This is a genomic window from Anabaena azotica FACHB-119 (assembly GCF_014697625.1).
Classification (GTDB): Bacteria; Cyanobacteriota; Cyanobacteriia; order Cyanobacteriales; family Nostocaceae; genus Trichormus; species Trichormus azoticus_A.
Map to the genome: position 1 here is coordinate 23,529 of NZ_JACJSG010000054.1, position 26,289 is coordinate 49,817.

The 26,289-nt window shown below is 41.3% G+C and carries 21 protein-coding genes; 6 read left to right on the plus strand and 15 right to left on the minus strand.

Annotated elements, in window-relative coordinates; all coding sequences use genetic code 11:
* Positions 1–44: 44 nt before the first annotated feature.
* Positions 45–4,967, plus strand: a complete 4,923-nt coding sequence (locus tag H6G83_RS28765) for a CHAT domain-containing protein (protein WP_190478471.1) — start codon at positions 45–47, stop codon at positions 4,965–4,967.
* Between the two features lie 88 nt (positions 4,968–5,055).
* Here the strand turns inward: H6G83_RS28765 and H6G83_RS28770 are convergent, their stop codons facing one another.
* The 14 genes from H6G83_RS28770 to H6G83_RS28835 all read right to left on the minus strand — a co-directional run bounded on the left by H6G83_RS28770 (position 5,056) and on the right by H6G83_RS28835 (position 20,411).
* Complete coding sequence (locus H6G83_RS28770) at positions 5,056–6,174, minus strand: type III secretion system chaperone family protein (RefSeq protein ID WP_190478473.1); 1,119 nt, start codon at positions 6,172–6,174, stop codon at positions 5,056–5,058.
* 13 nt (positions 6,175–6,187) lie between these two features.
* Positions 6,188–6,460, minus strand: a complete 273-nt coding sequence (locus tag H6G83_RS28775) for a DUF6939 family protein (protein WP_199328631.1) — start codon at positions 6,458–6,460, stop codon at positions 6,188–6,190.
* A gap of 92 nt (positions 6,461–6,552) precedes the next feature.
* Positions 6,553–7,617: a WG repeat-containing protein gene (locus tag H6G83_RS28780; protein WP_190478475.1), complete on the minus strand. Its 1,065-nt coding sequence runs from the start codon at positions 7,615–7,617 to the stop codon at positions 6,553–6,555.
* Positions 7,598–7,738, minus strand: a complete 141-nt coding sequence (locus H6G83_RS28785; RefSeq protein WP_190478477.1) for a hypothetical protein — start codon at positions 7,736–7,738, stop codon at positions 7,598–7,600. Before H6G83_RS28785 ends, H6G83_RS28780 begins: the two co-directional genes overlap by 20 nt.
* A gap of 36 nt (positions 7,739–7,774) precedes the next feature.
* Complete coding sequence (locus H6G83_RS28790) at positions 7,775–8,356, minus strand: ankyrin repeat domain-containing protein (RefSeq protein WP_190478501.1); 582 nt, start codon at positions 8,354–8,356, stop codon at positions 7,775–7,777.
* Positions 8,308–10,446: an eCIS core domain-containing protein gene (locus H6G83_RS28795; RefSeq protein WP_190478479.1), complete on the minus strand. Its 2,139-nt coding sequence runs from the start codon at positions 10,444–10,446 to the stop codon at positions 8,308–8,310. Before H6G83_RS28795 ends, H6G83_RS28790 begins: the two co-directional genes overlap by 49 nt.
* A gap of 218 nt (positions 10,447–10,664) precedes the next feature.
* Positions 10,665–11,852, minus strand: coding sequence for a type III secretion system chaperone family protein (locus H6G83_RS28800; protein ID WP_190478481.1), 1,188 nt, complete (start codon positions 11,850–11,852; stop codon positions 10,665–10,667).
* 29 nt (positions 11,853–11,881) lie between these two features.
* Entirely contained in the window at positions 11,882–12,844 is a 963-nt protein-coding gene (locus H6G83_RS28805) for a hypothetical protein (protein WP_190478483.1), read from the minus strand.
* A 50-nt stretch (positions 12,845–12,894) separates the two neighbouring features.
* Positions 12,895–13,119, minus strand: coding sequence for a hypothetical protein (locus H6G83_RS28810; protein ID WP_190478485.1), 225 nt, complete (start codon positions 13,117–13,119; stop codon positions 12,895–12,897).
* Between the two features lie 115 nt (positions 13,120–13,234).
* Positions 13,235–13,783 (minus strand): hypothetical protein, encoded by a 549-nt coding sequence (locus tag H6G83_RS28815; protein ID WP_190478487.1) that lies wholly within the window; start codon positions 13,781–13,783, stop codon positions 13,235–13,237.
* A 137-nt stretch (positions 13,784–13,920) separates the two neighbouring features.
* Complete coding sequence (locus tag H6G83_RS28820) at positions 13,921–14,343, minus strand: CDI toxin immunity protein (RefSeq protein WP_190478488.1); 423 nt, start codon at positions 14,341–14,343, stop codon at positions 13,921–13,923.
* A gap of 190 nt (positions 14,344–14,533) precedes the next feature.
* Entirely contained in the window at positions 14,534–14,881 is a 348-nt protein-coding gene (locus H6G83_RS28825) for a hypothetical protein (protein WP_190478490.1), read from the minus strand.
* 246 nt (positions 14,882–15,127) lie between these two features.
* A complete protein-coding gene (locus H6G83_RS28830) occupies positions 15,128–15,640 on the minus strand; it encodes a hypothetical protein (RefSeq protein WP_190478492.1) in 513 nt (170 codons plus the stop codon).
* Positions 15,641–15,674: 34 nt separating this feature from the next.
* Positions 15,675–20,411, minus strand: coding sequence for an eCIS core domain-containing protein (locus H6G83_RS28835; RefSeq protein ID WP_199328632.1), 4,737 nt, complete (start codon positions 20,409–20,411; stop codon positions 15,675–15,677).
* Here H6G83_RS28835 and H6G83_RS28840 point away from each other — a divergent pair.
* Together H6G83_RS28840 and H6G83_RS28845 are read left to right on the plus strand one after the other, a co-directional pair.
* Positions 20,410–20,691 (plus strand): hypothetical protein, encoded by a 282-nt coding sequence (locus tag H6G83_RS28840; protein ID WP_190478494.1) that lies wholly within the window; start codon positions 20,410–20,412, stop codon positions 20,689–20,691. The genes H6G83_RS28835 and H6G83_RS28840 overlap by 2 nt on opposite strands.
* Positions 20,692–20,849: 158 nt before the next feature.
* Positions 20,850–21,017: a hypothetical protein gene (locus H6G83_RS28845; RefSeq protein ID WP_242044894.1), complete on the plus strand. Its 168-nt coding sequence runs from the start codon at positions 20,850–20,852 to the stop codon at positions 21,015–21,017.
* A 119-nt stretch (positions 21,018–21,136) separates the two neighbouring features.
* Here H6G83_RS28845 and H6G83_RS28850 read toward each other — a convergent pair whose 3' ends face one another.
* On the minus strand, positions 21,137–23,047 hold the full coding sequence (locus H6G83_RS28850; RefSeq protein ID WP_199328633.1) for an eCIS core domain-containing protein: 1,911 nt from the start codon (positions 23,045–23,047) through the stop codon (positions 21,137–21,139).
* A gap of 192 nt (positions 23,048–23,239) precedes the next feature.
* On the opposite strand from H6G83_RS28850, the gene H6G83_RS28855 reads away from it, so the two are divergent.
* The 3 genes from H6G83_RS28855 to H6G83_RS28865 all read left to right on the plus strand — a co-directional run.
* A complete protein-coding gene (locus H6G83_RS28855) occupies positions 23,240–23,473 on the plus strand; it encodes a hypothetical protein (RefSeq protein ID WP_190478495.1) in 234 nt (77 codons plus the stop codon).
* Positions 23,474–23,475: 2 nt separating this feature from the next.
* A complete protein-coding gene (locus H6G83_RS28860; RefSeq protein WP_190478497.1) occupies positions 23,476–23,988 on the plus strand; it encodes a phage tail protein in 513 nt (170 codons plus the stop codon).
* Positions 23,989–24,012: 24 nt separating this feature from the next.
* Positions 24,013–26,289, plus strand: a 2,277-nt coding sequence (locus H6G83_RS28865; protein ID WP_190478499.1) for a hypothetical protein, incomplete at its 3' end; no start/stop codon positions are given.

The following is a 26,289-nucleotide window of genomic DNA, read 5'->3' on the forward strand; positions in this document are numbered from 1 at the left end:
CAGCATTATATTCTGGTAGTAGCAAAAAACCTGAGAGTAATTCCATGTCACCACTGATCTCCATTGTCATCACCAATTACAATCGAGAGCGTTATCTTGCAGAAGCGATCGCCAGCGTCTTACAACAGACATGGCAGGATTTTGAGCTACTGGTGTGGGATGATGGCTCTACAGATGGGTCAGTGGCGATCGCGCAAAGGTATGCCCAGCAAGATAGCCGAGTGCGGGTAGTCACAGCACCGCATCAAGGCACAGTCAAAGCCCGCAAAGCGGCAATTTCCCAAACCACAGGCACTTATCTCGGTTGGGTAGATAGTGATGATATCCTCGCCCCTACCGCCTTAGCCGAAACCGTCGCCGTCCTCAATCGTTACCCAGAAGTCGGCTTAGTTTATACTGATTACCTAGATATCAATGCCGATGGTCAAGTGCTGGGTTATGGTCATCGTTGTCGCATTCCTTACTCCCCCCAAAGGCTACTGGTAGACTTTATGACCTTCCACTTCCGCTTATTGCGGCGCTCTGTTTATGAACAAGTGGGAGGCTTGCATCTATCTGCTTCTGACTATACTGAAGATTACGACCTGTGTTTGCGACTCTCAGAAGTAACTCAAGTGCGACTTGTGCAGAAACCGCTTTATTTCTACCGCATACATCAGCAAAGCCTTTCTGCATCTCACAGACAGCAGCAAATTCTCTGGTCACAAACAGCAGTCGCTAAAGCTTTACAACGAAGGGGTTTGGCTGACAAATGGCGTATAGATGTGGAATTACCCGCAGGTCGCTTCATCCTGCGGCGTAAGCCAAGACGCACTACCCTAGTGAATATAGCCTGTGCGGGTGTAGCTTGCTTATTGTCCCTATGGGGAATCAACGCCCCAGCAATGGCTCAAAATATTACCCCTGCCACCGATGGCACAAATACCATTGTTACACCCAATGGTAACATAATTGACATCACAGGTGGCACAACTTCTAGTAATGGTCTGAACCTGTTTCATAGCTTTGAAAAGTTTGGAGTCAGTGCAGAACAAATTGCCAACTTCCAAGCCAACCCCAACCTGCAAAATATTCTCGGTCGAGTCACAGGCGGAAATGCTTCGGTAATCAATGGTTTAATTCAAGTAACGGGGGGGAATGCAAATTTATTCTTGATGAATCCCGCCGGCTTCATTTTTGGTGCTAACGCTAGTTTAAATGTTCCCGGTGCGTTTACAGCCACAAGCGCCAACGGTATCAAGTTTGACGGGGGTTGGTTCAACGCTGTCGGTAATAATGACTATGCCGCCTTGGTAGGTAATCCTACAGGCTTTGCCTTTACCATGAGTCAGCCAGGGGCAATTATTAATGCTGGTGATTTGCGAGTGGGTGCAGGACAGAGTTTGAGCCTCTTAGGTGGGACGGTGGTGAATACTGGACAACTCACAGCCCCAGAAGGACAGATTTCCCTGACATCCGTACCTGGGCAGAATTGGGTGCGCCTCAGCCAGCCTGGAAATATCTTAAGCTTGGAAATTCAACCCCTCACGCCCAATAGTGACCAACCCAACAATTGGACAGTGGCGATCGCCTCTTTACCAGAATTACTCACAGTCGGTAATACTAACACAGGCTTAACCACCAACACCGATGGTAGCGTTAAATTGACTAATTCTAACGTCACCATCCCCACCACCCCAGGCACAACTATTGTCAGTGGCAAGGTAAATGTCTCCGGGAATACAGGGGGGACTGTCCATGTTCTGGGTACAAAAGTAGGCTTAGTTGGTGCAAATATCAATGCTTCCGGCAATAACAACGGCGGTAATGTATTAATTGGTGGCGATTATAAAGGCGGTGGTACAGTACCCAATGCTACACAGACATACGTCGATTCCCAGACCACCATCAACGCCAATAGTAATCAAAATGGTAACGGCGGACGGGTGATTATTTGGGCTGATAATTCCACCCAATTTTTTGGTAACATTTCCGCCCGTGGTGGCGCAAATGCAGGAAATGGTGGTTTTGTAGAAGTATCCGGGAAAAATTCTTTGACATTCAACGGACAAGCAGATACTAGCGCAGCCAATGGTCAAATAGGTACATTATTACTAGACCCCAGCACCTTAAATATTATTGATGACGCAGCCGGGAAGGGTACATTTGATACCACCAAAGGCACTATTCTTGCCAATGATGCTGATAATGGAGCAAATACCATTTCTTGGGGTACGCTTGCAGCTTTGAGCAGTGATACTAGTATTAATTTAGAGGCAACTGGTGATATCACTATTGAAGATATAACAGGTGCATCAAAGGTAACTTCCAACAACTTAGCTTCATTAGATTTGAGTAATGGTGGCAGTTTTAGCTTAACTTCTACAAATGGTGCTGTCAGATTTCTTGATCGTAATGACACCATTCAAACTAATGGAGGAGCCATCAACATTTCTGGGGCGAGTTTATCATTAGGAAATCTGGACACATCATCAAATCAAGGTGGCAAGGTCACGCTACGGTCTACAATTGGCGATATTACCGTGGGTGATATTAAGACTACTGGACAAGGAGACTGCTGCTCACAAACAGGTATTGGTGGTGAAGTGATGTTGGAAGCTGCGAGCAATGTTACCGCAGGTAACATTAACACTAGCGGTTTTGGCTACAACTCAAGATCCTCTGATGACACATATAGCGAATACTCATACACACCCAATGTGCAAGCATCTCCAGAGCCTACCCCAAGTACAGGCGGAAAAGTTACTATCACAGCCAGTGGAAATATTGATGTAAAAGATATCACAACAACTGCCGAAGACTCGGAAGCTAAGGGTGGCGATGTTACCTTAAAAACCACAAATCCGTTTGGCAGTAGAATTACTTTTAACAGCATTAACACCAGCGCCATCACCGACAGCTTTAGTGGCAATGCTCAAGGTGGTAAGGTAGAAATCATCACCAACGGATTAGTACAAGGACAGGGATTCGTAGGAGAAACAACGTATACTATCAAAACCAATGCAGAATTTAGCGGTTCTGATGACGGCTATGACTATTCTTCTCCATCGCTGACGAATGGTACTGTGGAAATTCAACATGATGGTGGGCCAGACAATGCAGACTTTATTATCGGTGATAACACTGTCAACGGTACAAAAGGAGGAATTAATGCGGGTACTGACTCCATCCTTGCTTCCGGTAGTTTCCCAGTTTTACCTAATGAGGAAAAAGCCAGTGGCACACCCAGTAATATCACTATTAGGTCAATTAACACAGCGCCGACTCTCTCCACAACCTCACCCATCTCCTTAAAGGCTCAACCGGGTGTGGCTTTTGACTTTACCTTTACAGCCAACATTAACGATGTGAATGGGGATAATACTACTGTCGTGATTGATGCTATCTTGGCGGGAACACTGAAAAAAGGCGATGTCGTCTTAAAGGTTGGAGACGAGTTAAGGAATGGGGATATACTTACTTATATTCCGCCAGATAACATAACTAAGACTAGCACCATTGAAGCTTTTACCATCAGAGCCAGTGATAAAGTTTCATCTTCGGACAGAGTGCCTGTAGCGGTAGGAATAGATATACCAATTGTACAAGGTTGCGAGCTTTCGCCCTCTGCTTGTCGTACAGATGGGGGCGGTGGTAATACTGATAATGGTGGCAATAATAATATATCAATAACTGATACCAATCCAGAACGCAACTTCACAAACACCGTAGCTAGACAGTTGGGTGTAGCCGTACCGGAAACGAAAACCGCAGATGAAGCCAGCGAAATTTTACGCCAAATAGAAAAAGCCACTGGTGTTAAACCTGCGTTAATTTACCTGAGTTTTGTGCCTGTAGAAATTGCCCCTAACCAGCCTGTTGGTAATAAATCTAGTAAAATTTTAAATACGGTAGGAGAGAGCGATCGCGATCAATTAGAAATAATCGTAGTCACAGGTAAAGGCAACCCCATCCGCAAGCGCATCGATGGCACAACTAGAGCTAAAGTATTGCAAGTAGCGCAAGAATATCGCGATCAAATAGTCAATCCCCAAAACCGCGACACTCAGGGTTACTTACAGCCATCCCAACAATTATATAAGTGGATCATCGCCCCATTAGAGGCAGACTTACAGGAAAGAGGCATCAGTAATTTAGTCTTTTTACCAGATATTGGCTTACGTACAACACCGTTTGCAGCCCTCCACGATGGTAAACAATTTATTGTCGAGAAATATAGTATCGGCTTAATGCCTAGTCTCAGCTTAACTAACACCCTTTATACCGATATTAAAAAATCCCAAGTTTTAGCTTTGGGAATTTCTCAAAGCACCCAGGGACAACAACCTCTACCAGCCGTTCCCGTTGAGTTATCAACTCTCGTTTCTCAACTGTGGCAGGGTAAATTACTGTTAAATGAGCAAGCGACATTAGGAAATCTGAAAATGATTCGTCGCCAGCAACCCTTCGGTATTATTCATTTAGCCACCCATGCCGACTTTATACCCGGCCCCTTAAGCAATTCCTATATTCAATTATGGGAAGACAAATTGCGCCTAAACCAAATACGGCAATTAAGATTAAATGAACCCCAAGTTGAGATGATTGTGCTGAGTGCTTGTAGGACTGCTTTAGGTGATGAAGAAGTAGAAATTGGGTTTGCCGGTTTAGCTGTACTCGCCGGAGTGAAAACCTCCATCGCTAGTATGTGGGCTGTCAACGATGCGGGTACGGCAACTTTAATGACCAAGTTTTATGAATCCCTTAAAACTGCGCCGATCCGTGCAGAAGCCCTCAGACAGGCGCAGGTAGCTATGGCTAAAGGAGAACTTTACATTAAAGATGGTCGGGTGGAAGGTTTAGCCGCAGCTCGTGGCTTGGTTTTACCTGCCCAAAGTGTGGAAAATGTTGATGAAGATGAAGATACTATACAACTGAGCCATCCTTATTATTGGGCAGCATTTACGATGGTGGGTAATCCTTGGTAAATTATAGCAATCGCCACATAGGTGAGGACATTAATGAATCATAAAATCCTTACAGGAAAAAGCTTTGTCACCTGTCCCCTGTTACCTGTCACCTGTTATAAGTCTCAATTTGAGCTATAGCTTCTTCTGGTGACACATTACCATAGATGACAGACATTATCCCCGGCAAATACTCATCCATCATCATCACGTTGGCATAAACCAATCTTTGGATGAGTGCATTGCTGAGTCTGTCACCTTCTACATCAATACTGGTTTTATAACTAATTTCGCCATCGCTAAAGTCTAGCTCAAAGTTACCGAGCATCATGCCAGAATTAGCTCTCGTGATAAACTCTGCTACAGCTAGTCGTTTATCTTGCGGTGCGTTGACTGGACAAATCGAGTAAAAGAGGAATTGTTGTTGTTCCTCTCTGGCTCTAGCGTAACAATTCCATTTGCCATTTTCACCTTGAAAACTGATTTGTAAAGCAGGCTGTTCTGGAAGTTGCACAAAAGGCCAATCATCTGCTATGAAGAAATTAATCATTTCCTCAAAAATTTTCCCATCTGTAGGAGAGGTTGGCGGATTTTCCTTTGGCTCAATATTATTAAACTCTGTCAAAAACTTATCAATTCCTTCTAACATTTTAGTAGCCGCTTCTTGCGTTTTGGCTGATAAATTAGCCTCAGTCCAATCTTGAAAAAAATTGACAATTCCTTGGACAATTTCTTCACCCGAATTTTCTATTTGACTAAGATTAGCTGGACTAATATAAGACCAAAGGGTACGATAGCCGACTTCCCCTGATTCCTGTTGCTGTTTGACAGATAAAGCTAACCAACTTTCAGTAGATAGTAGTATATGTTCTGGTTGTTCTTGGCTTAATTTGAGGATGTAATTTGCAGCTTCTTCAGCGTTGGTAGCCTGTTCTGCTAACAGTGGTAGTAAATCTGGTTTTAGGCTAGTTTCTATGGTAATGTCAGTGTCAGGGAGGAATTTTCCTGGCTTAAAGTTGTGGATGCCTGGTTTGAGATTAAATAATCCTTCGGTTTCAATAAGATTGTAAAGTTGTGCGTTTACTCGGAATGCGAGGTGACAGTCTATAAGTTTGTTGTATTGTTTGGTTAAGGAGAGGGCGATCGCACGAACAGTTAAAGATGATTGAGCAGAATTATGTAGAATTAAATCTACTGCTAAGTGGCAATATTCTAAATTATTATTCATATTATTTAATGTTTTATATCATAACTCTAATAATAAACATATAACATAGTTTACTAGGGTCTACATCTGCGGTTTCAAAAACTTTTAAACCTTGCCATATTCCTTCTACCGTCATGCTAAATTCTCCTGGTGAGAAAGGAACGGGTATGTTTCCATGAGGATAAAAAGGACTAAAGTGAAGCCAAGGCTCAGAAGCGCGTGAGGTAACATCAATAATGACTGCATCTGGATAAACTTTAGACAAATTATCAACAGATGCTCGACGGCTTTTGATGATTAATGGCATAATTGAAACTATTAATGCTGTTGAAGATGCTGGTAAATAAGAGATGTGAGAAACTTGAGTTAATTATAAATTAGATATCTGAGCGATCGCTTTCAAATTTCCCATGAACTCACTATAGCTCCTGTGCGATTAATGTATACTTGTTTACCTGGTTGATTTTTCTTGACTGGTTGTGCGATCGTTGCGGTAGTCAGTTCTCGAAATTCTTGATTATGAAAAGGATCTAGCGGTGGAAGATAGCCAATAAAACTATCAATAAATGAAAATTGGGGAGGAAGGATGACTTCTCCTGAAGCATTGAGCAAGCCCCATTGCTGATTTTGCCGAAACGGAGCAATACCATGATTAAACCAGCCAATCTCCTCGTATAACGGTTCTATCACCCATTCTCCTAATGTATTGATCACCCCAAATTTATCTGGGAATTTCTTGACAATGCACAAACCTTCATTAAAACCGGAGGAATGGGCAAACTTCCCTTCAAATGCTAGATTTCCACTCGTATTGATAAACCCTATCTTATTCAACTCAGTTTCTTGCTCTTGTTGGGGAAGTATCACTTGACACAGCCCATTTCTAAAACCTTGACAAAGGATATTGATTTTACAGGGTATTGTTTCTAGCCGTTGACCTTTTTTATCAATAAAAAACAATTTTTCAGTTTGATAAGGTTGCTTAAACGGACTCACAAGAGCGTATCCATCCTGAAATCGCCTAGCTATTTCAAATTTAATATCAAGAATTTTTTCACCTTCTTGATTAATATAAGTCCATCCTTCTTCTAAGGCAACAGCAGCTACTCCGTCGCTAAATCCTAAGCTGACTTCTCCTTCATAGTCGATTTCAAATTGAGGAGAAATCTTAAATTCTCCCTCTGTATCAATAAAGCCAACTTTACCATTTACAACCTCAAATTGAGCCAAACCTTGACTGAAAGATGTACAAAAACAGCAAGGTTTCAAAGGAATAATTTCCTTCCCACTGGAGTTAATGTAAACTTGCAGCCTATCATGTTCTAAATTAAGGACATCATTCTTTTCTACGATACATCTATCCTCAGCAAAACGTCCTACAAGGTCGTAAGTAGGTTCTACAATTACTTCACCTTGGGAATTAATAAAACCATACTTATCACTTTTAACTACAGGATAAAGCATTTGTAGATTCTTTAGCAAGGGCAATTATATCTTCATAAACATTAGATTTTTCTAAATGCTCCTTAAGTGTTTTATCAATCTCACCATAACCTGGAACATTTGGATATTTTGGTAACTCCACCCTCAATCCACAATATGGTCTTGTGGGTGAATAAAACTAGGTCTGTTTTCTAGGCTTCAAGGCTAAAAGTTTTGCTACATTTTCATATCCTTTTGCTTCTGCCAAATTGTAGGGGGTTTGACCCTGTTGATCTTTTTTATGAGGATTTGCTCCATATCTAAGCAATAGTTCTACAATCTCTTCATCACCATTGAATGCTGCAATATGTAATGGAGTAGCTTCTTTATAACCTATCTCTGTATCTGCTTTGGCTTTTAGCAAAATTTCTACTACTTCCTTATTTCCATTGGATGTTGCTATGTACAACGGAGTAGCTGATTTTTCAGTTGGTTGCAAATTAACGTCAGCATTATATTGAAGTAAGATTTTCACTACTTCTTTATGCCCTAATTCAGCAGCTATGTATAATGGTGTAACATTATTGATGCTCTTATTTGCCAGAGTTTTGTCATATTCAAGAAAGGCTTTAACAACTTCTTCATTACCCTGTACACAGGCGACCTGAAAGGGCGTTCCTTGACTTGTTGTTGGAGTGATTGTTGTATCCGCACCTGCTTCTAAAAGAACTTTTACTGCATCGGCTTGCCCTTCAGATGCTGCAAAAAAAGCGGCGTATATCCATCTTCTGTGACAATATCAATATTCGCTCCATAGGCGAGCAGATTTTCAATTTCTTCAACATCTCCTGTCCCAGAAGCCTTGTGTAACGGAGACATACCATTTTCATCTAGTTGATCTATATCTCCTTCTTGATCAAAAAGTTCTATAAATTCATCATAATTTTCTGCTATCTGAACAATATTTTTACTAATTTCTGGTAGAGGTGCTTCCACTTCCCCTTGTCCTTTAGATTTAGGTGCAGCTTGCTCTGCACCCACACCTGACGGCGGTGTCCCTGGGTTAGCTTGTGGCAACGGCGTTACTTGTTTGGCTTCAATACCGCTAGTATCTGGTTTTTCTTTAGTTTTCTCTTCTAGCGGTTCTTGAGTAGCTTTCTGCTCTTCTTTGACTTGCCCACTCAATTCACCTTTGACTGAATCAAGTTGGTTATTATTTTTAAAGTTGTCAGCCTCCTCTAATGTTTTAGGAGCCATGTCAGCAATGCGCTGCATCAATTTGGCTTTGAAAGCGGCTGCATCAAATGCTGGAGTTTCCGCCTTTTCCATCTCACCAACTTGATTAGCTTGCGCCTTGCTATCTACTTCATTACCTGGAGGTTCTGCTGCTGCTTGCGCTTCCCCTGCTTTCTTCTCAGCAGGTGCGTGTTTTTTCTTTTGGTGTGCAACTTCTTTAGTTGTATTGACCACTGCTTGAAAGCCTGGGTCTTCTTCGGGGGAAGCCGGAGCCTTTTCTCCATCACCAGCCACTGCTTCATTACCTTGTTCTGTCTCTGGTATAGCACCAGCCTTACCAGCTACATTTGACTTAGGTAAATTTCCTACTGCCTGATTTGCTTTGACTTTAGGTAATCCTGCGGCAGACTTTGATAATTCGGGTTTACCTTGACCTTGCGCCTGAGAGTTTATTTCTTGAGGATTAGCCTTGGTATCTTTTGATTCTGGCTGGTTTTGTGGATTACCCTGTTCCTGTTTCCCTGTTACTGAGGGATTTTCAGCCGATGCTACTTTGGCATCACCTTTTTTTGTCGGGGGTGGATCTGTTGCTGTATCCCCTGCGTCTGTTGGTGGTGTGGCAACAGTTTGCTGCTTTTGTGTCGGAGCCTGATTTTGTTGTTCGCTGTTTTCTGTATCAGTTTTGACTTCTTGCGCCTCTGTTTTGTTTTCTGTATCTCCCTGGGTTGGTTTTTCGGGACTCTCCCGCCTTTGGAGAGCTTGTACAGACTCCGCAGTATATTTTGTGTGAAGTTTGTTGCCTTTTGGTGCTACATGAAGAGATTTAGGCTGTACAGCACCGCCATTTTGTTGAATAACATGAGTCAATTCATGGGCTAATAATTCCTTACCTGAATTACTTCCAGGTGAATATTCTCCCTGACGGAAGAAAACATCCTGCCCTGTGGTAAAGGCACGAGCTTGTATAGATTTATTTAATTTATCTGATTTAGCATCAGTATGAATACGCACTGCATTGAAATCAGCCCCAAATGCTTGCTCCATCGGTTGCTTGATCTCATCTGCAAGCGGCTGTCCACTACCTCGTGACTGTTGAATAGAAGTTTCTAAATCTGATGTGGCAGTTATTCCACTCGCACTTAAACGAAGCTGCACCATCGGCTTCATTTGCAATTGTTCTTTTTGGGATGCTCCTTGGCGTTGCAGCAAAGGTGAGATGAAATGAGCCGGAGGTTTCGTCTGCAATTGTTCTTGTTGGGATGCTCCTTGGCGTTGCAGCAAAGGCGAGATGAAATTAGCCAGAGGTTTCGTCTGCAATTGTTCTTCCTCTGGCATTAGCTGAGGTTGCACATATTGGCGTTGCGGTTGAGCCATTCTACGCATCACCTGCTGGGCTATACCATCGGCTTGCTGTTCGTAAAAGTCTCCAGGCTGGCTGATGGAGAGTTTTGCTTGGGGGCGTAGGGAAATTTTACTGATGTCGTGACTTGGTGGCTTGTCCTTGAGTTCGCTTTCTCTAACTGCTGGGTTTGAAGCTTCAAGCGACTCTATACCGAAACCCCGCGTCGGTTGTTTGATTGTGGGTATTGAGACATTGGTGGTTTTGTTGCCCTGACCTACTTGTTCTCTCTTCATGATTCTCCTGATACCCAAGCAGCAGTTAGACTCAATATTTTGCCAGTATATACGACTAGGATAGTGCGATCGCTCTCACCACACAATTCTCCTAAAGTCTATATTTTCCCTTGTGGCGTGGCAAGGCTAAACTTATTTACGATGCGTCAGTCCTACCATACAACTGAGCCATCCTTATTATTGGGCAGCATTGACGATAGTAGGTAATCCTTGGTAAATTAAGTCTCTATTTGGGCTATAGCGTCCTCTGGCGATACATTACCATAGATAACAGACAAAATCCCTGGCAAGTATTCATCCATCATCGTGACGTTGGCGTAAACCAATCTTTGGATGAGTGCATTGCTGAGTCTGTCACCTTCTACATCAATACTGGTTTTATAGCTAATCTCCCCATCATTAAAATCTAGCTCAAAGTTGCCGATCATCATGCCACAATTCGCTCTTGTGATAAACTCTGCTACAGCCAGTCGTTTATCTTGGGGTGCGTTGACTGGACAAATCGAGTAAAAGATAAATTGTTGTTGTTCCTCTCTTGCTTTGGCGAAACAGTCCCATTTCCCATTTCTTCCTTGAAATGCCAAGCGTAAAATTGACTTTTGAGAAATTTGCTCATATTGCCAATCTTCTTGCTGAAAAAACTGGCTTATCTGAGCAAAAACACTTGCTTCAGAAGTAACTTCATCAGTTATTTCTGCAAGACTTTCTGCCATTTCTTCAAAAGCAGTAAGTATTTCCTCCAGAGTTTCAGAAACCAGTTTTTCCGTATTTTCTGAAACATTATTCATCACTTCTTCAAAGTTTTGTGTCATCATCTCGACTGTTTGAGATATGACATCTTCATTACTGGCTGATTGATGATGATTAGCCCATTCTTTAGCAAAATCAAACATTGCATCATTGAGCTTTTTACTATCAATACCATCTTGCCTAATATCAGCAGGTTTGAGATATGCCCAAACAGTAGAATAGCCTGTTTCACCTTTTTCCTGTTGCTGTTTAACTTGCAGCCCATACCAACTGTAGGGCGATAACAAAGGATGATTGGGCTGTTCTTTACTTAACTTTTGCAGATAGGCGGCTGCTTGGTTAGAGGTTTTCGCGTTTTTTGCTAGTTGTGGTAATAAATCAAAGTCGAGAATAGCCTCAATTTGAATATCGCGTGAGAGTTGAAAGCTTCCACCAGATAGGGGAGTGCGGATTTCTGGTTTGAGGTTGAATAAAGCTTCGGTGTCGATGCGCTGGTAAAGTTCTGGGCTAACTTGGAAGCTGAGACGACACTCAGTAATTTTGTGGACTTGTTTGCTTAGTGCGAGAGTTACTGCGCGAATTGTTAGCGGCGATTCTGAGGATTCGCACAGTGTTAGTTCGGTGTTTAAGTCAGAATATTTAGTTTGAATACTCATCTTGCTAGAAGTTTAGAAAAGCTAAAATTTTACTCAAAATCATCGTCATTCTGTTGATAAGTGCAGGAAACAGCACATGGATCACACCAAAATCCATAAAGAATACCATTGAAACCCAGCTTTCCAAAAGGAGTCATTCCACTATCTATCGTGACTAAAAATTTCATTCCTTGTCCACAAACTGGACAACGCTTAAAGCGTTGAAACCTCATCCAAACTGGATAACCTCCTACTTGATGATTGGAAAATCCTGAAGTTGCTGTACCTGCGCGACCATATTTTAAAGGATACTCTTCTAATTTTAATGCTAATTTCCCTGGAATCAGGTCAGTACCTACTTCTCCATCAGTCATTGGAGTCATTAAACCTTTGACCCCGTTTTCCGTGAACTGTACGTAAATACAGTTTGGTGGATAACCGCTTTCATACCAAAAGAAAGAAGGATTATATTGACTTTCAATATCTAAATTTAAGTTAGATTTATCTAAAGTTAGAATACGATTAGCTGGTGTATCTGTAATTGGACATTTAGGCACTGGATGAGGAAAACTACCTCCCATGTGATGAGGGCTTTCATTTCGTGCAACCACGTAACCACGATAATTTTGAAAATAGACTGAAGCTAAACGTGAATCTGGAAATACCCCCGAATTTTCAATATAAGCATAAACAGCTTCTAAATCTTCCTCTGGAATTGCTTTGGACAAAGTTATTAGTGCATCTAATGCCTTGTCTGTACGGAACCAGGACAAAGCCTTTAAATGCTGTGGATCTTCATCTTGACGATATTTGTTAACTAAATCATCAACCCAGCTATCAGGGCCTCCAGGCAGGATTAATTCTTGAAGATATTCATCATCAATTTGTGATGCGAATGGATGCAATTTTTCAGGAAAATACTGGGCAACCTCAAAAATAATATTATATAAATCTGATGATTCCGTATCTTGAAAATATTCGTCGATTAATCTATCGACCACATAATTTGGCATATCTTTAACCAAATTTGTGGCTGCAATAAGTAAATTTGTTTTATGATTGATTATATGCTCAACAACTTGTTTTTTTCTTGTTTATGATTCGGTAATATAGCTAAATAGTTCGCAGGATATGTAGCTATAGATGAATTATCTGTATTGAGAATTAATTCCGTAGCTTTTGCTACTCCTTGTCCAGGTAAAGCGCTCAATAATTCGGCTGTCTTCTCTACTTTTTCGTCAACCGAAAGTGATGAATTATTCAGGATCACTGTGATATTATCAGCCATTGCTTATGTTCTTGATAAGGTAATAATTAAACAACTTGTTTGACAAATTATTCTTTATATAAATCCTGATGATTACTTTGTTCTTAAAAAAAACTGCAAATATTTTTCTCTAAAATTACAACCACCGTGCTACTCCTCGTCCAGCAAACGCTAAACGTCCTTGAGACAGGGGTATAATGTCGCGATCGTCACGTAGTGAATTTGAGTCCCAGAGTTGATTCATGTACTCATTCAAATAGAGAAGTCCAAATCGTTCATCAGCTAGCGCATTGACGTTTGATTCTAGCAGCATCCAGTAGTGGTTAATAATCCAATCCCGATTACCCTGCTTGTTTTCCCAAGATTCATCGCCATAGTGAGCATGGGTATCTACAAAAGCAACTTCTGCTGGCAATTTTTCACAAGCATCGCGGAAAGTGTATGCCAATGGCAATAATGGATCTTCTTCTAAAAGTAGGTTTTGATCATCTGGTAGCTCTGGAATTAGGTCAAGAAAATGATTCATAGAAAAATAAATCTGTAAGCAGTTGTGATACTCAAGCCTATCAAGCCTAGCCCAAGCATCTTCAAATGCGTCCCATTCTCCATAAATCACTTCTATGCTTGGATCATGGATACCTAATCCGAGCTTTTCATCTTCACTCAAGTATTGTAGATTTTTCATTCCAGCCAGCCTCGCCAATTGCTCTAATGAACAATCATTACTTTCAGGGTCAATAAAAAAAAGCTGCAACTAAGGTTTTAAAAAACATATATTTGAACTGAAGGAATAATATAAATATAGCCTGCCAGTTTTGTATGTCAGTTTTCAATACTTGCTTGAGATATGACTCCTAAAGTAATTTCACCTTCATGATAAAACTCAATTACATATCCAAGTTTAGGTGAAAATATCCAAGTATCAAAACTAACAGATGTAACCTCATCTATTACCCTGACAATCTGTTCTAATTTAGCTTGAATCGCAGGAAGCGAAGCATCATTCCAGAGAATATAGGGATGGCTTTCTAACTCTTCTTTATTAAAGAAACTATTTAAAGATGAAACTAGTTCCTTACTTGAAACTATATTAACTTTATTATGGATTTTTCCCCAATCAATTCTTGCCCAAGAAGTAATAGGGAACATATCCTCAAAAATTGAAAATACATTTTCTGTTTCTGACATTGATAATACTACGATATTATCTCCTAGTGCTTCTAAGCATTCATTAAGCAAAGACATTAATGGAAACCCGCAAATTGTTAGCGGCGATTCTGAGGATTCGCGTAATGTTAGTTCACTATTCAACTGAGAATATTCAGTTTGGACGCTCATATTGTAGTTGACACAAGCTTCATTATTGCATTACTTATTACACGAAACGATTACTGATGCAATATGAGCGCACCTCATCTTTTCTGCTTTTATTCTTTCAATGTTTTTTCACCAACTTAACCCCAGTTGGGACTCCTGGTAGGATGGGAGGAGCATCAGGCCAGATTTTTTCCCAAGAGTAACGTATAATTTCACGCACTTTTGCATCATCCCAAGGATAATCACTCTCACTCAGAGATGCTGTGTCAATTTCAGGATTGGCTAAAATGTGTTCAAAAGCTAACTTTAGAGTATCTAGGTCATCATTATATATTGCATTTTTTTTCATACTTTCGATGTATTCATCATATTCAAAAAGGTGATCTGCTGGCAAATCATTTTTGATAATCCAGAAACCTGTCACATACCATAGGTAAGAACGAACCATGTACTCGCTTATTTCCATATAGACTTTTACCAAAATTTAGATTTAAGGAATAATATAGTCTGCTGGTTGTGTGTAAGTATTATTTACAAAATTAAAATCTCTCACCCAAGGAATGTGCTGTACAACTTTCCATCGACCATCATTTGGGTGGGTTGCGTCTGCTACCCACTCGATAGTAGTTGCAGTACGGTTGATTCCTCTATTGACTGGTGCTGTTCCCGGCCAAACAAAGACTTTATTTTTTTATGTTCGCCGATAAAGTCTTCATGAGAGCATATTATTTGCTTGCAAAACTTGAAGTGCTTCTTTGGCAAAAGATTCTAAGTGTTCAATAGCAGCATCATTACGTCCTGCTGCCTGTAGTTTACGTAGTAAATTAATAAACCTTTCTCCACAATAATATAAAGCAGGTAAAAGCTCACTTGTTGTAAAACTCTCTGTCGGCACTTCGTCTCCCATTATGCGGACAAAATCGGTTGATGGAATCAAAACAATCTGACCATAGCTACTAAAGTAATGATAAATAAAGCATTCTTTTTTTTCTCTAAGCAAACTCAGAATAGAATTGAAGCAAAAATTTTGGACAATCACCCATAGCTCATCTCTAATAATTACTTCCTTATTGTTCGGTAATATTATTGCAACTGCTCCCTCAATAGTTTCTGTTTCATGGAGGCATGAGCTATATTGCTCGAAATGAGATTCGATATCTTGTTCGCTCAACTCAATTAAATCATTATCAACTAAATAAATCCAAAATTTTACTTCGATTGCCATAATAATTACTCTATTAATTACAATTTCTTCAAGGTTAAGGTCTGAAAATATCCCAAATAGCACGCATTTCCTGTCTGCTAATTGTTTCAAAACCATTATTTGCTGTTGGGAAAAACTGACCATAGACGATTCCAGAACCAGAGGGATCGAGTCTTACTCCAACTTGAACTTCTACTCCAGAAGGAATCCTCACAACTTCTGGCGTTCCTGGACTCGGCAGTCTCCCAACTCTATCTAATTCCCGTATTGCTTCATCCAAATAATTGCTGATATTCGTAGGAGTTGTACCCCTAGGCCAGAGAGTAGTTGACGGTTTTGGAATCCGAGCAGGTATATTTAAGTGTTGTAATGTATGTCCATCGATAAAGTGTATCATGTTCGCCCCATTACCACCCCCTGGTATGGTTACTGCTGGAGGTGCGGGTATAGTTGGAGCGGGTGTCCTTCCATTAAGAGCAAGAGTTCGATTTGCCAATCTTCGGAACTCCACAGGACTCCCATTAGCAAGCTGAAGTAATCGGTTTAACCTTGTATGATCACCGCTTGTAACAATGTTTAGGACATTAAGAAGTCTGTTTGCTTGACCTGCACCACCTGCTAGATTTAAAAAATTCGATAGTTCTCCGGTACTTCTTGTTCTGTTTAGAAGATCCAGAAGCAGCGTGTTATCACCAGCTAGTTGACCAGAAAGTGTTGCAACTTGATTCCCTCCTTGATTGACCAATGTTGTGATTTCAGCAGGAGTTAAGTTATTCACGTTACTAACAACAGTTCCAGCGTCGCCTGCTAGGGTAGTGACTGCATCACCTGGGTTACGGCTTCCTGTTGTAGAAGCCTGCAAACCAGCCTGATCAATATGTCTAAGTTCTCCACTGGCTAAAAGTATCCAAGGATTAATTAAACCTTCGAGGCGGAAGCGCCCATTTGCAACTCGAATACGGAATGCTTTAAACCGCATCCGCTCCAACAATCCCTTGCCCAAATCCTTAAGGCGTTTGAATTGTTTACCAACTCCTGAACCAGCGATACCTTTGAAGAGAACCTTACCCTTCTCGATAACATATTTAATACCCTTAATCACCCCTCTAAAGGCTTTTCTCGCCAGATTAGCAGCACCCTTAGCCGCCGCTTTAGCACCCTTGGCTGCTGCTTTAGCTCCTTTAGCAGCTAGTTTCCCAGCCTCGAAAGTTAACAACATAATGAGTTCAATGGCTCCAGCCGCTAGTGCTTTCGCCAAACTCTTACCACCGCCTGGGATGTCGCCGTCCCAAGATTTAGAGAGGTAATCTCGCACATATCCACCAATTTTTGCTATGGCTTCTGCGGCAAATACTACAGTCAAAATCTCCATAATTATTGGTAGTGCTGCCAAAACTGCACCACCAGAAGCAACGATCGCAGCGATGATGACAGCAGCAGCCGCTATCAATCCAGCAAGTAATTTCGGCCAGTTATCAGCAAACCACTGCTTGATTCCTTGCTTCATCAATTCCCATTTAATACTGGCTCGCTGTTTTGGCGTTAACCCATCAGGAATTTCTTGTGGTTCTTGCTCTGCTCCTACTTGCTGTCCTCCAGTCGCTTCAGACATAATTGCATTCATTGAGCGACTTTCGTCTTGAGACTCGGCCAGAATCATCTCCCCTTCACCCTGGGTTTGCTGCATTAGTTCCTCAGTTAGTTCTGGCGAAAGCTCCATGTTGTCTTCAACTGCATCAACTCCCACATTTTCCTCTGTCCAAGGTGCGCTGGGCATTTTTGAGGCTTCACCAGTCTGTGGGGTATTTTCACCTGCCATACCAGGGATACTGACTCCGGCGGCTTGGGCTTGGGCGAGTTCTTCTGGTTTTAAGGACTTATCTAAGTCAACATCACCTCCCATCAGTTCTTCTATTCCTGCTATCTCAAACTGAGGAGGCATTGCTTTAGCCCCTTCTATCAAGTTACCGAAGCGTTTGGCTAATTCTGCAAATTCTCCCCGGATGAGCATACCAATCACGGTGAGAGCGCCGTTATACAGGCTTTGAACTAATCCTAGCAATGTATCTAAAGTTTTCGCTAAGAAATCCAGAACGCCAGAAACGGCTTTTTTCAACAAGTCAGCAGCAGCATTAACTACCTCTGTAGCTTTGTTAACTGCCTTATCTATGGCATTGGTGAATTTTTTAGATATTTCTGGGAAAGCGGCAAAGACTACCTGCACTAGTCCTTTGAGAATTTCTCCTAAGCCTTTAATTATACCTACAATGACATTGCGAGCTAGATCAATGGCTGCCATTGCCAATTTTTTAGCTGCCTCAAAAATAAATTTTACTGCTTTGCGTAAATTGTCATAGATAAAGTTAATAGCTTTTTTGAGTCCTTCAACAATGCTACTGAAGAAGGATTTAACTCCTCCCCAAAATTTATCCCAACCGCTCTTGTTTGATTCTTTCTCTTTTTCTTTCTCTGCTTCTTCTTTTTTCTTAGCTTCTTCTTGTTCAGCTTTTTTCTTCTCAGCTTCTGCTTTCTGCTCTGCCTGTTTTAAGTGCTGGTCAGCTTGTGCCTCTCCTTTGGCTTTTTCATCTTCTACTTTTTTTCGCTGTTCTTTAGTGGCTTTACCTGCTTTTTGTTGATAGTCTTTTTCAGTAGTATCTAATTCTTTTTTCCAATCTTGTTTAGCTTGGGTAACTTCTTGTTGAGCTAGTTTTTTCGCGTCTATTTGTTTATTTGTAGTTTCTTGATTTAAATTTTTAATCTCGTCTTTTGCACTTTGTTTGGCATCGGTTGAATCTATATCAAACTTCTGTTTACCTGCAATATATTTCTCTTGCTCTGGAGCAATTTTGGACTGATAATAGGGAGTTAAACCTTGATTTAAACCATCTACAATTTCCGATGGGATTGTAGGAACTTCACCACCTTTGCTCGAAGGAGGAGCAAGTTTAGAAATTTCTTTATTCGCCTTTATTGTTTCATTGCTGGCTTGAGGAAAGATATTATTTTCACCAAAATCACGAGAAATGCTACTAGTCGCCTGAGTCTTAGCCTCTTGTACTTGTACAGAAGATGTTGTCTGCTCTGCATTCATTTGTGATGGGTCGGCTTCTCCTGTCAGATTTAATTTTGGTCGCTCTCCGGCACTGGTGTTAACTTGATTGCTATCTTGGTTTTGATGAGGTTGTGATATCGCAGAAAATAAGCCACTAAAACCACTGACCTGTGCGCCTACACTATCAGCCACAGGATTGGGTTGTCCTTGTGCTTGGGGTTGCTTTGTCGATGGTGCGCTTACTTGTGCTGAATTATTCGCAATATCTACATTGGTTTGAGGTGATAAACCTGTGGGGGCTGGAATTTCTGGTATGCTGGCTTGCAGTTGTTGCCTTTGATTTTCTAATGCTTGGGCTGAAGCGGTTTCAGCTTCTGTGTAAGTAGGAAAGGCTTGGGTAGGCGGTGTATTTTTTAGCTGTTCAAGAATCTGTCCAGGGTCTTCAGCACTAATAGGAATAGCCTGTTGATTAACTGGTGCGTTCACTTGCCCACCTTGATTTTCACCAGCAATAGGGCTACCTCCCTCTGCTGGAGGCGGATTTACTGAACCACCCTCATCTGCTGGAGGTGTAGCTGCTATGCTTTGGTTCCCCTGAGCCTGTCCCTGCTCTTGCTGGTTTTGTGTATCAGGTTTTAAGGCTGCTTGTTCTGGCTCACCTTGGTTATCTTGCTCAGGTTGCGGTTGAGGAATATCTTGCTGCTGGGGCTGCTGGCTAGGAGGCGAGGTCACAAGGGCTTTAGCCTGTATCTTGTTTTTTTTAATCGCTTGGTTAGGAAATGATTTAGGCTGTACAGCACCGCCATTTTGTTGAATAACATGAGTCAATTCATGGGCTAATAATTCCTTACCTGAATTACTTCCGGGTGAATATTCTCCCTGACGGAAGAAAACATCCTGCCCTGTGGTAAAGGCACGAGCTTGTATAGATTTATTTAATTTATCTGATTTAGCATCAGTATGAATACGCACTGCATTGAAATCAGCCCCAAATGCTTGCTCCATTGGTTGCTTGATCTCATCTGCAAGCGGTTGTCCACTACCTCGTGACTTTTGAATAGAAGTTTCTAAATCTGATGTGGCAGTTATTCCTCTGGCACTTAAACGAAGCTGCACCATCGGCTTCATTGGCAATTCCTCTTGTTGGGATGCTCCTTGGCGTTGCAGCAAAGGTGAGATGAAATGAGCCGGAGGTTTCGTCTGCAATTCCTCTTGTTGGGATGCTCCTTGGCGTTGCAGCAAAGGTGAGATGAAATGAGCCGGAGGTTTCGTCTGCAATTCCCCGTCCTGGGATGCTCCTTGTCGTTGCAGTAAAGGTGAGATGAAATGAGCCGGAGGTTTCGTCTGCAATTTCTCGTCCTGGGATGCAGCTTGGCGTTGCAGCAAAGGTGAGATGAAATGAGCCGGAGGTTTCGTCTGTAATTGTTCTTCCTCTAGCATTGGCTGAGGTTGCACATATTGGCGTTGAGGTTGAGCCATTCTACGCATCACCTGCTGGGCTATACCATCAGCTTGCTGTTCGTAAAAGTCTCCAGGCTGACTGATGGAGAGTTTTGCTTGGGGGCGTAGGGAAATTTTACTGATGTCGTGACTTGGTGGCTTGTCCTTGAGTTCGCTTTCTCTAACTGCTGGGTTTGAAGCTTCAAGCGACTCTATACCGAAACCCCGCGTCGGTTGTTTGAGTGTGGGTATTGAGACATTGGTGGTTTTGTTGCCCTGACCTACTTGTTCTCTCTTCATGATTCTCCTGATACCCAAGCAGCAGTTAGACTCAATATTTTGCCAGTATATTACGACTAGGATAGTGCGATCGCTCCCACCACACAATTCTCCTAAAGTCTATATTTTCCCACCGACAGTTAAACTAATACCTTGCCAGTATCAACCAGGATATGGCGATCGCTCCCACCAAACAATTCTCCGTCTATACTTTGTGAACTTAGGCTACAAGGTAGGCGATCGCATTGAATATCAATGTTCCATTTTTAGGCTTAATTCCTTTAAACTATTTTCCATTTGAAGTAGCCATGCCATTACTTACCCCTGGGCGTTGCTGATTGAAAGTATGAATTTACCTCACGCAAAGGCGCAAAGGCGCAAGGTTACAAAGAAAAATAAGAGTTAATTTAATATTTCATACTCTGATTCAGCAACGCCTACCCCTGTTTAGTTTGCCAGTTGCGTAAGTTTTGTGAACCTGACATTGAGCAATTTTCTAACCAGGCTCGTCACCTTAACGATCGCTGGTTATGGCAAGTTTATTCTGATATCCAGCAAGCGATCGCACTGCACAGTTTAAACGTAGAAATTCCTCTGGCTGAAATCTATCGTCGCATCGATTTTTAAGGGTGGCTAATACAAAGAGCAGGCGAGCGCTCCCACCAAACAATTCTCCTAAAGTCTATACTTCGTTAATGCACCTGACGAAAGCAGGCGATCATACTACAGTTAGTCTGGCCATACCACTAGCTAGCATGTTTAATAAATTTAAAGGGAATACCTGTCAAAAATATAACTTCCCCTCCGTGCATTTTGATTGCCAGAATAGTAGCTGATTGTATAGGCCATTGGTCACATCCAAGTTTTGGGGTAAACTCACTATCACCTTCATTACCTCTAAACGTCATTGGTACTTGAATTTTGTAATCATTCCCACCTTTCTGTGACTCTTCCCCTGTAGCTACATAAGGTACGATATCGGTCTTACCTTTGGTTTGTGCCTTCCATGCTTGAGCCTGATCGAGCTTTTGTTTGGGTGTAAAAGACTGCCAATCCTGCAAAATCTGCCTGGCATGTTCAATCGTAATAGGCGCATGATCTCTTCCAAAAAAACCACCTGCCTGTTTTATCTGTTCAAGGTTTCTTGTGTCCCCCCTGTACAATGTAACAGTTTCTGCCTCCTCCCCTAGCCCCTTACCAGCATTAGTAATTAGTTCTTCTTTTACTTGGGTCGCTATCTCTTTTGTCAAATTTTTCTTATGCTTTAATACACGTCCTACTAATTGAGGAACTGACACTATGGGAAGAGGATGGTTTTTTAAAACCTCAAAATTCTTCTCTATTTCTTGGACATCATGTTCATCTGTAATCCCGTAGCTTGGTAAAATTTCCTTCAGTTTTGCTATCGTGATTCCTTCAAGCGCTCCCTCAAATTTTTTTTGAATTATATAATCACTCATTGATGCAGATGGGGTTTCTGTTGCTATATGCTGCCCCAACTGTACTTGTAACTGAGATGATCGCTGCACCATCCCCCCACTCTGCTGCACAACATGGGTCAACTCATGTGCTAACAACTCCTGACCCCCCCGACTCCCAGGACTATATTCCCCCTGCCGAAAGAACACATCCTGTCCCGTCGTGAAAGCCCGCGCCTGAATTGAACGATTTAACTGGTCGGATTGAGTATCGGTATGAATCTTTACACCACTAAAATCAGCACCAAATGCTTGTTCCATCGGTTCTCTGATATCGTCACCTAATGGCTGTCCACCACCCCTGGCTTGATTGATGGAGGTTTCCAAATCAGATGTAGCCGCCATCCCACCTCCACCTTGACGCTGTGCGATCATCGGCTTCATTTGCAATTGTTCTTCTTCTTGGGGCGCTTGCTGGCGTTGCAGGCTGCTAATGTCCAAAGGCTTCATCTGCAATTGTTCTTCTTCTTGGGGCGCTTGCTGACGTTGCAGGCTGCTAATGTCCAGAGGCTTCATTTGCAATTGTTCTTCTTCTTGGGGCGCTTGCTGACGTTGCAGGACGCTAATGTCCAGAGGCTTCATTTGCAATTGTTCTTCTTCCTCTGGTGCTTGCTGACGTTGCAGGACGCTAATGTCCAGAGGCTTCATCTGCAATTGTTCCTCTTCTTGGGGTGCTTGCTGGCGTTGCAGGACGCTAATGTCCAGAGGCTTCATTTGCAATTGTTCTTCTTCCTCTGGTGCTTGCTGACGTTGCAGGATGCTAATGTCCAGAGGCTTCATTTGCAATTGTTCCTCTTCTTGGGGCGCTTGCTGACGTTGCAGGACGCTAATGTCCAGAGGCTTCATCTGCAATTGTTCTTCTTCTTGGGGTGCTTGCTGACGTTGAATAGATTGGCGATTTCCTGATTGCGCTATTCTTTGGATTACCTGCTGCGCTACAGTATCAGCTTGTTGTTCGTAAACATCTCCAGGCTGGCTAATTGTCAGTTTTGCTTGGGGACGATGGAATGCAATGCGGCTAATATCGTGACTGGGAGGCTTATTCATCGGTTGTACCTCTGTCACTGCTGGCGGTGAAGCGTTTAACGACTCTAACCCAAAGCCGCGTGTTGGGTGTTTGAGACTCGGTATGGAGACAGAGGAGGTGGTTTTTTCACCTTTGTGTATACGTTCCCTCATATTATGCTCCTGATACTCCAGCAGTGGATAGGTATTTTACCAGTATATAGACCAGAATACAGCAATCACCACCTACAAGACTATTCGCTTAAAATTTAGCAACAGCAAAAATTAAGTTCGACTTTTGGCTAATTTTGATTCTCATGGAGTAAGTTTAGCCTTGATCAGAGGACTGATTTTGAGTTTTAGTTTATGGACTCAACCGAAAAGCAACATTTCACACCTAGTGGTGATATTGGCGGTACGGCTGGATATGCTGGTTCTGCGATCGCATCCCATACCAAAGGAGTTGAAAAAGCAGCCGAGAAATATCTTAATGACTCGCTGCTATTAAACCAGCTAACTGAACGTGTATATCAACTTTTACTGGAAGATATGCGCCTCCAACGCGAAAGAGTTAACAATTATGGTCATCCCAGGTGGTAGCTATGGCTGGAAATAACAACAGTAACGTCACTCATGAACTAAACTATGTCACCAGCAATCGTTTTTATGTAGAAATTGACAAATCGATCGCTGCATCTTTTAGTGAATGTTCTGGCTTAAGTGTACAAGTCAAGAAAAATGTATTTTACGAAGGCGGAGTCAATGACCAGCAGAGAATTTATTTAGGTCAAACAGAATTTGCCGACGTAACTCTTAAACGAGGAATTACCGATAACCAAGGTTTTTGGAAATGGATTAGTTCAGTTTTTACGGAAAAATCTACTCGGCGTAATGTGAATATTTTAGTATTCAATCAAGCCGGGGAAACCATGATGAGTTGGACTTTAATTGGTGCTGTTCCCATAGCCTGGAAAACCCCTGGACTGCAAGCTGATGGTAATGCAGTTGCTATTGAAGAATTAACTTTGGCGTATGAAGGTTTAAAAGTAGGCAAAGATAAGGGTGGCGGTAATCCTACATCACGTATGCAAACAGGATTTTTCTCTTCGCATTAGGTTCAACCTAGTTGATATATAAATATGCAAATTATTCAATCATTATTGGGAAGTCAAGTTAATCCTCTTGGGCAAAAATCCTACCTTGGATATCTGCACAAGATATCTTCACAAGAGAATAACAATGTTCCACGTTACCGTAATAACAATTTTATTAAACCTCTAGTCCTATCAAAACCAATATTTACACCATCTAAATTTTTATTAGCACGTAAACGTCAACCATTCATAGATACATTAATTGCAGATGGATATGACTTAGATATTCTAGATATGGATACCGATTCTTCAGGAATAGAATTAGAAAATTTTAATTCTGAAGTAAACACCTCGGATAAATTAATAGATATGTTTGATATCAGTAAAGTTTCGACTAGTTTACAAACTCAAATTGCTGATGATATAAGCAACGAAATATTAACAGAAACATCCATTCAACAGAAAGCACCAACAAATAAAACACCGAAAGCACAAACTAAAAAAACACTACAATCAAAATCGGCTAATAAATCCAAAGCCCAAAAATCAAGCAAGTCATATACTCCCAAACGGAAAACACCGATTATTGATCAAGCTTCCACTATTCCTAAAACTACAGAAACTTTATTAACTACAGATAACTTACCAGCCGTAACAGATAATAATTCAGCAATACAACATATAAATCTCCGCAATCCTGCAATAAATCTTGGTGAAACTGAGATTGCAAATGTAAGTTTGGAAGATGACTTAATTTTGTCAATAAAACATACTAACAATGAATCACAAGTAATTCCTGAACCATCTAATTCAACTGATGTGTTTTCTGCTGCTGCGAATGGTGAAAATGAGGAACTATTAAACCAAAATAGTGAAATTGATATTGATACTAGTAACTTAATAGGAGATTCAACAGTAGAAGCTGAATCAACTAATAGTATTGCTAATATTAATAAAGCAAACACATTTACTAATCAGCTACCACATTTAGCTAATGAAACAGCACCGAACATTGACAGTTTAGATATTTCCGACTCTCCAAATTATTCATCAACAGAAACAGACTCTCCAAATATTCTACAACCGAATACTGGAATAAAAATCAATGAGGTTCTACCAGCGTCAGTTTCTCCCAAAATAGCAGAAAGCCTATTACATCATCAGAATATTCCAGATGAGATTATTGAAGAACCATCAAACACAGTATTGGAAACAACTCAAAATGCTTCATCGTTAAGTGATGTGAACGCCAGTAATAGCGGAGAAACTATATCACCCAAGTTGGAAAATAAAACAGATTCATTTATTCAATTAGCTAGTAATCAAGATCAGCCGATAGTTGCTGATGACAGTTTTTTTGCAACAGAGACTGAAGCCGTAAACGAAGTTATAGCTAGAGAAGATACAGAAAATACTATTAACAAGCCACAAAGATTTGATCTAGATAACCTAACTACAGAACCTGTAAATACTGAAGCTGTTGAATTAACTTCAACATCTCCTATTATTGATAGTCAAACCAATTTATTTGGAACGCCTGAAGAAGTCACTGAATCAAAGCAAGGAATAAACACCTCTGATATCACATCAATAAATTCAGCAGTAAATCAGAAATATCCTATAGCTAAAGATGCAACTATTCAACCTGACAGCACCTCAACCACAGCATCAGAAATTGAAGAGACTCAGCTAACAGATTTAACAGCAATTACGCCTGTGGATACATCACCACAATCTGCGGAAGTAGCTACACCAGAGTTAATCAATATTCAACCTAAAATAACCTCAAATACAGCACCAGAAATTGAAGAGACTCAGCCCACAGAATTGGCAGAAATTCAGCCTGTGGCTACATCAACCTTATCACCACAATCTGAGGAGGACACCACATCAGAATTAACCAATATTCAACCTAAAATAACCTCAAATACAGCACCAGAAATTGAAGAGATTCCGCCGACAGAATTAGCAACAATTACACCTATAACTACATCACCTATATCACCCCAATCTGAGGAAGTAGCTACACCAGATTTAACGAATATTCAACCTGACAGCACATCAAATACAGCACCAGAAGTTGAAGAAACTCAGCCAACAGAATTGGCAGAAATTCAGCCTGTGACTACATCAACCTTATCACCACAATCTGAGGAGGACACCACATCAGAATTAACCAATATTCAACCTAAAATAACCTCAAATACAACACCAGAAATTGAAGAGACTCAGCCAACAGAATTGGCAGAAATTCCGCCTGTGGCTACATCAACTTTATCACCACAATCTGAGGAAGCATTCACACCAGAGTTAACGAATATT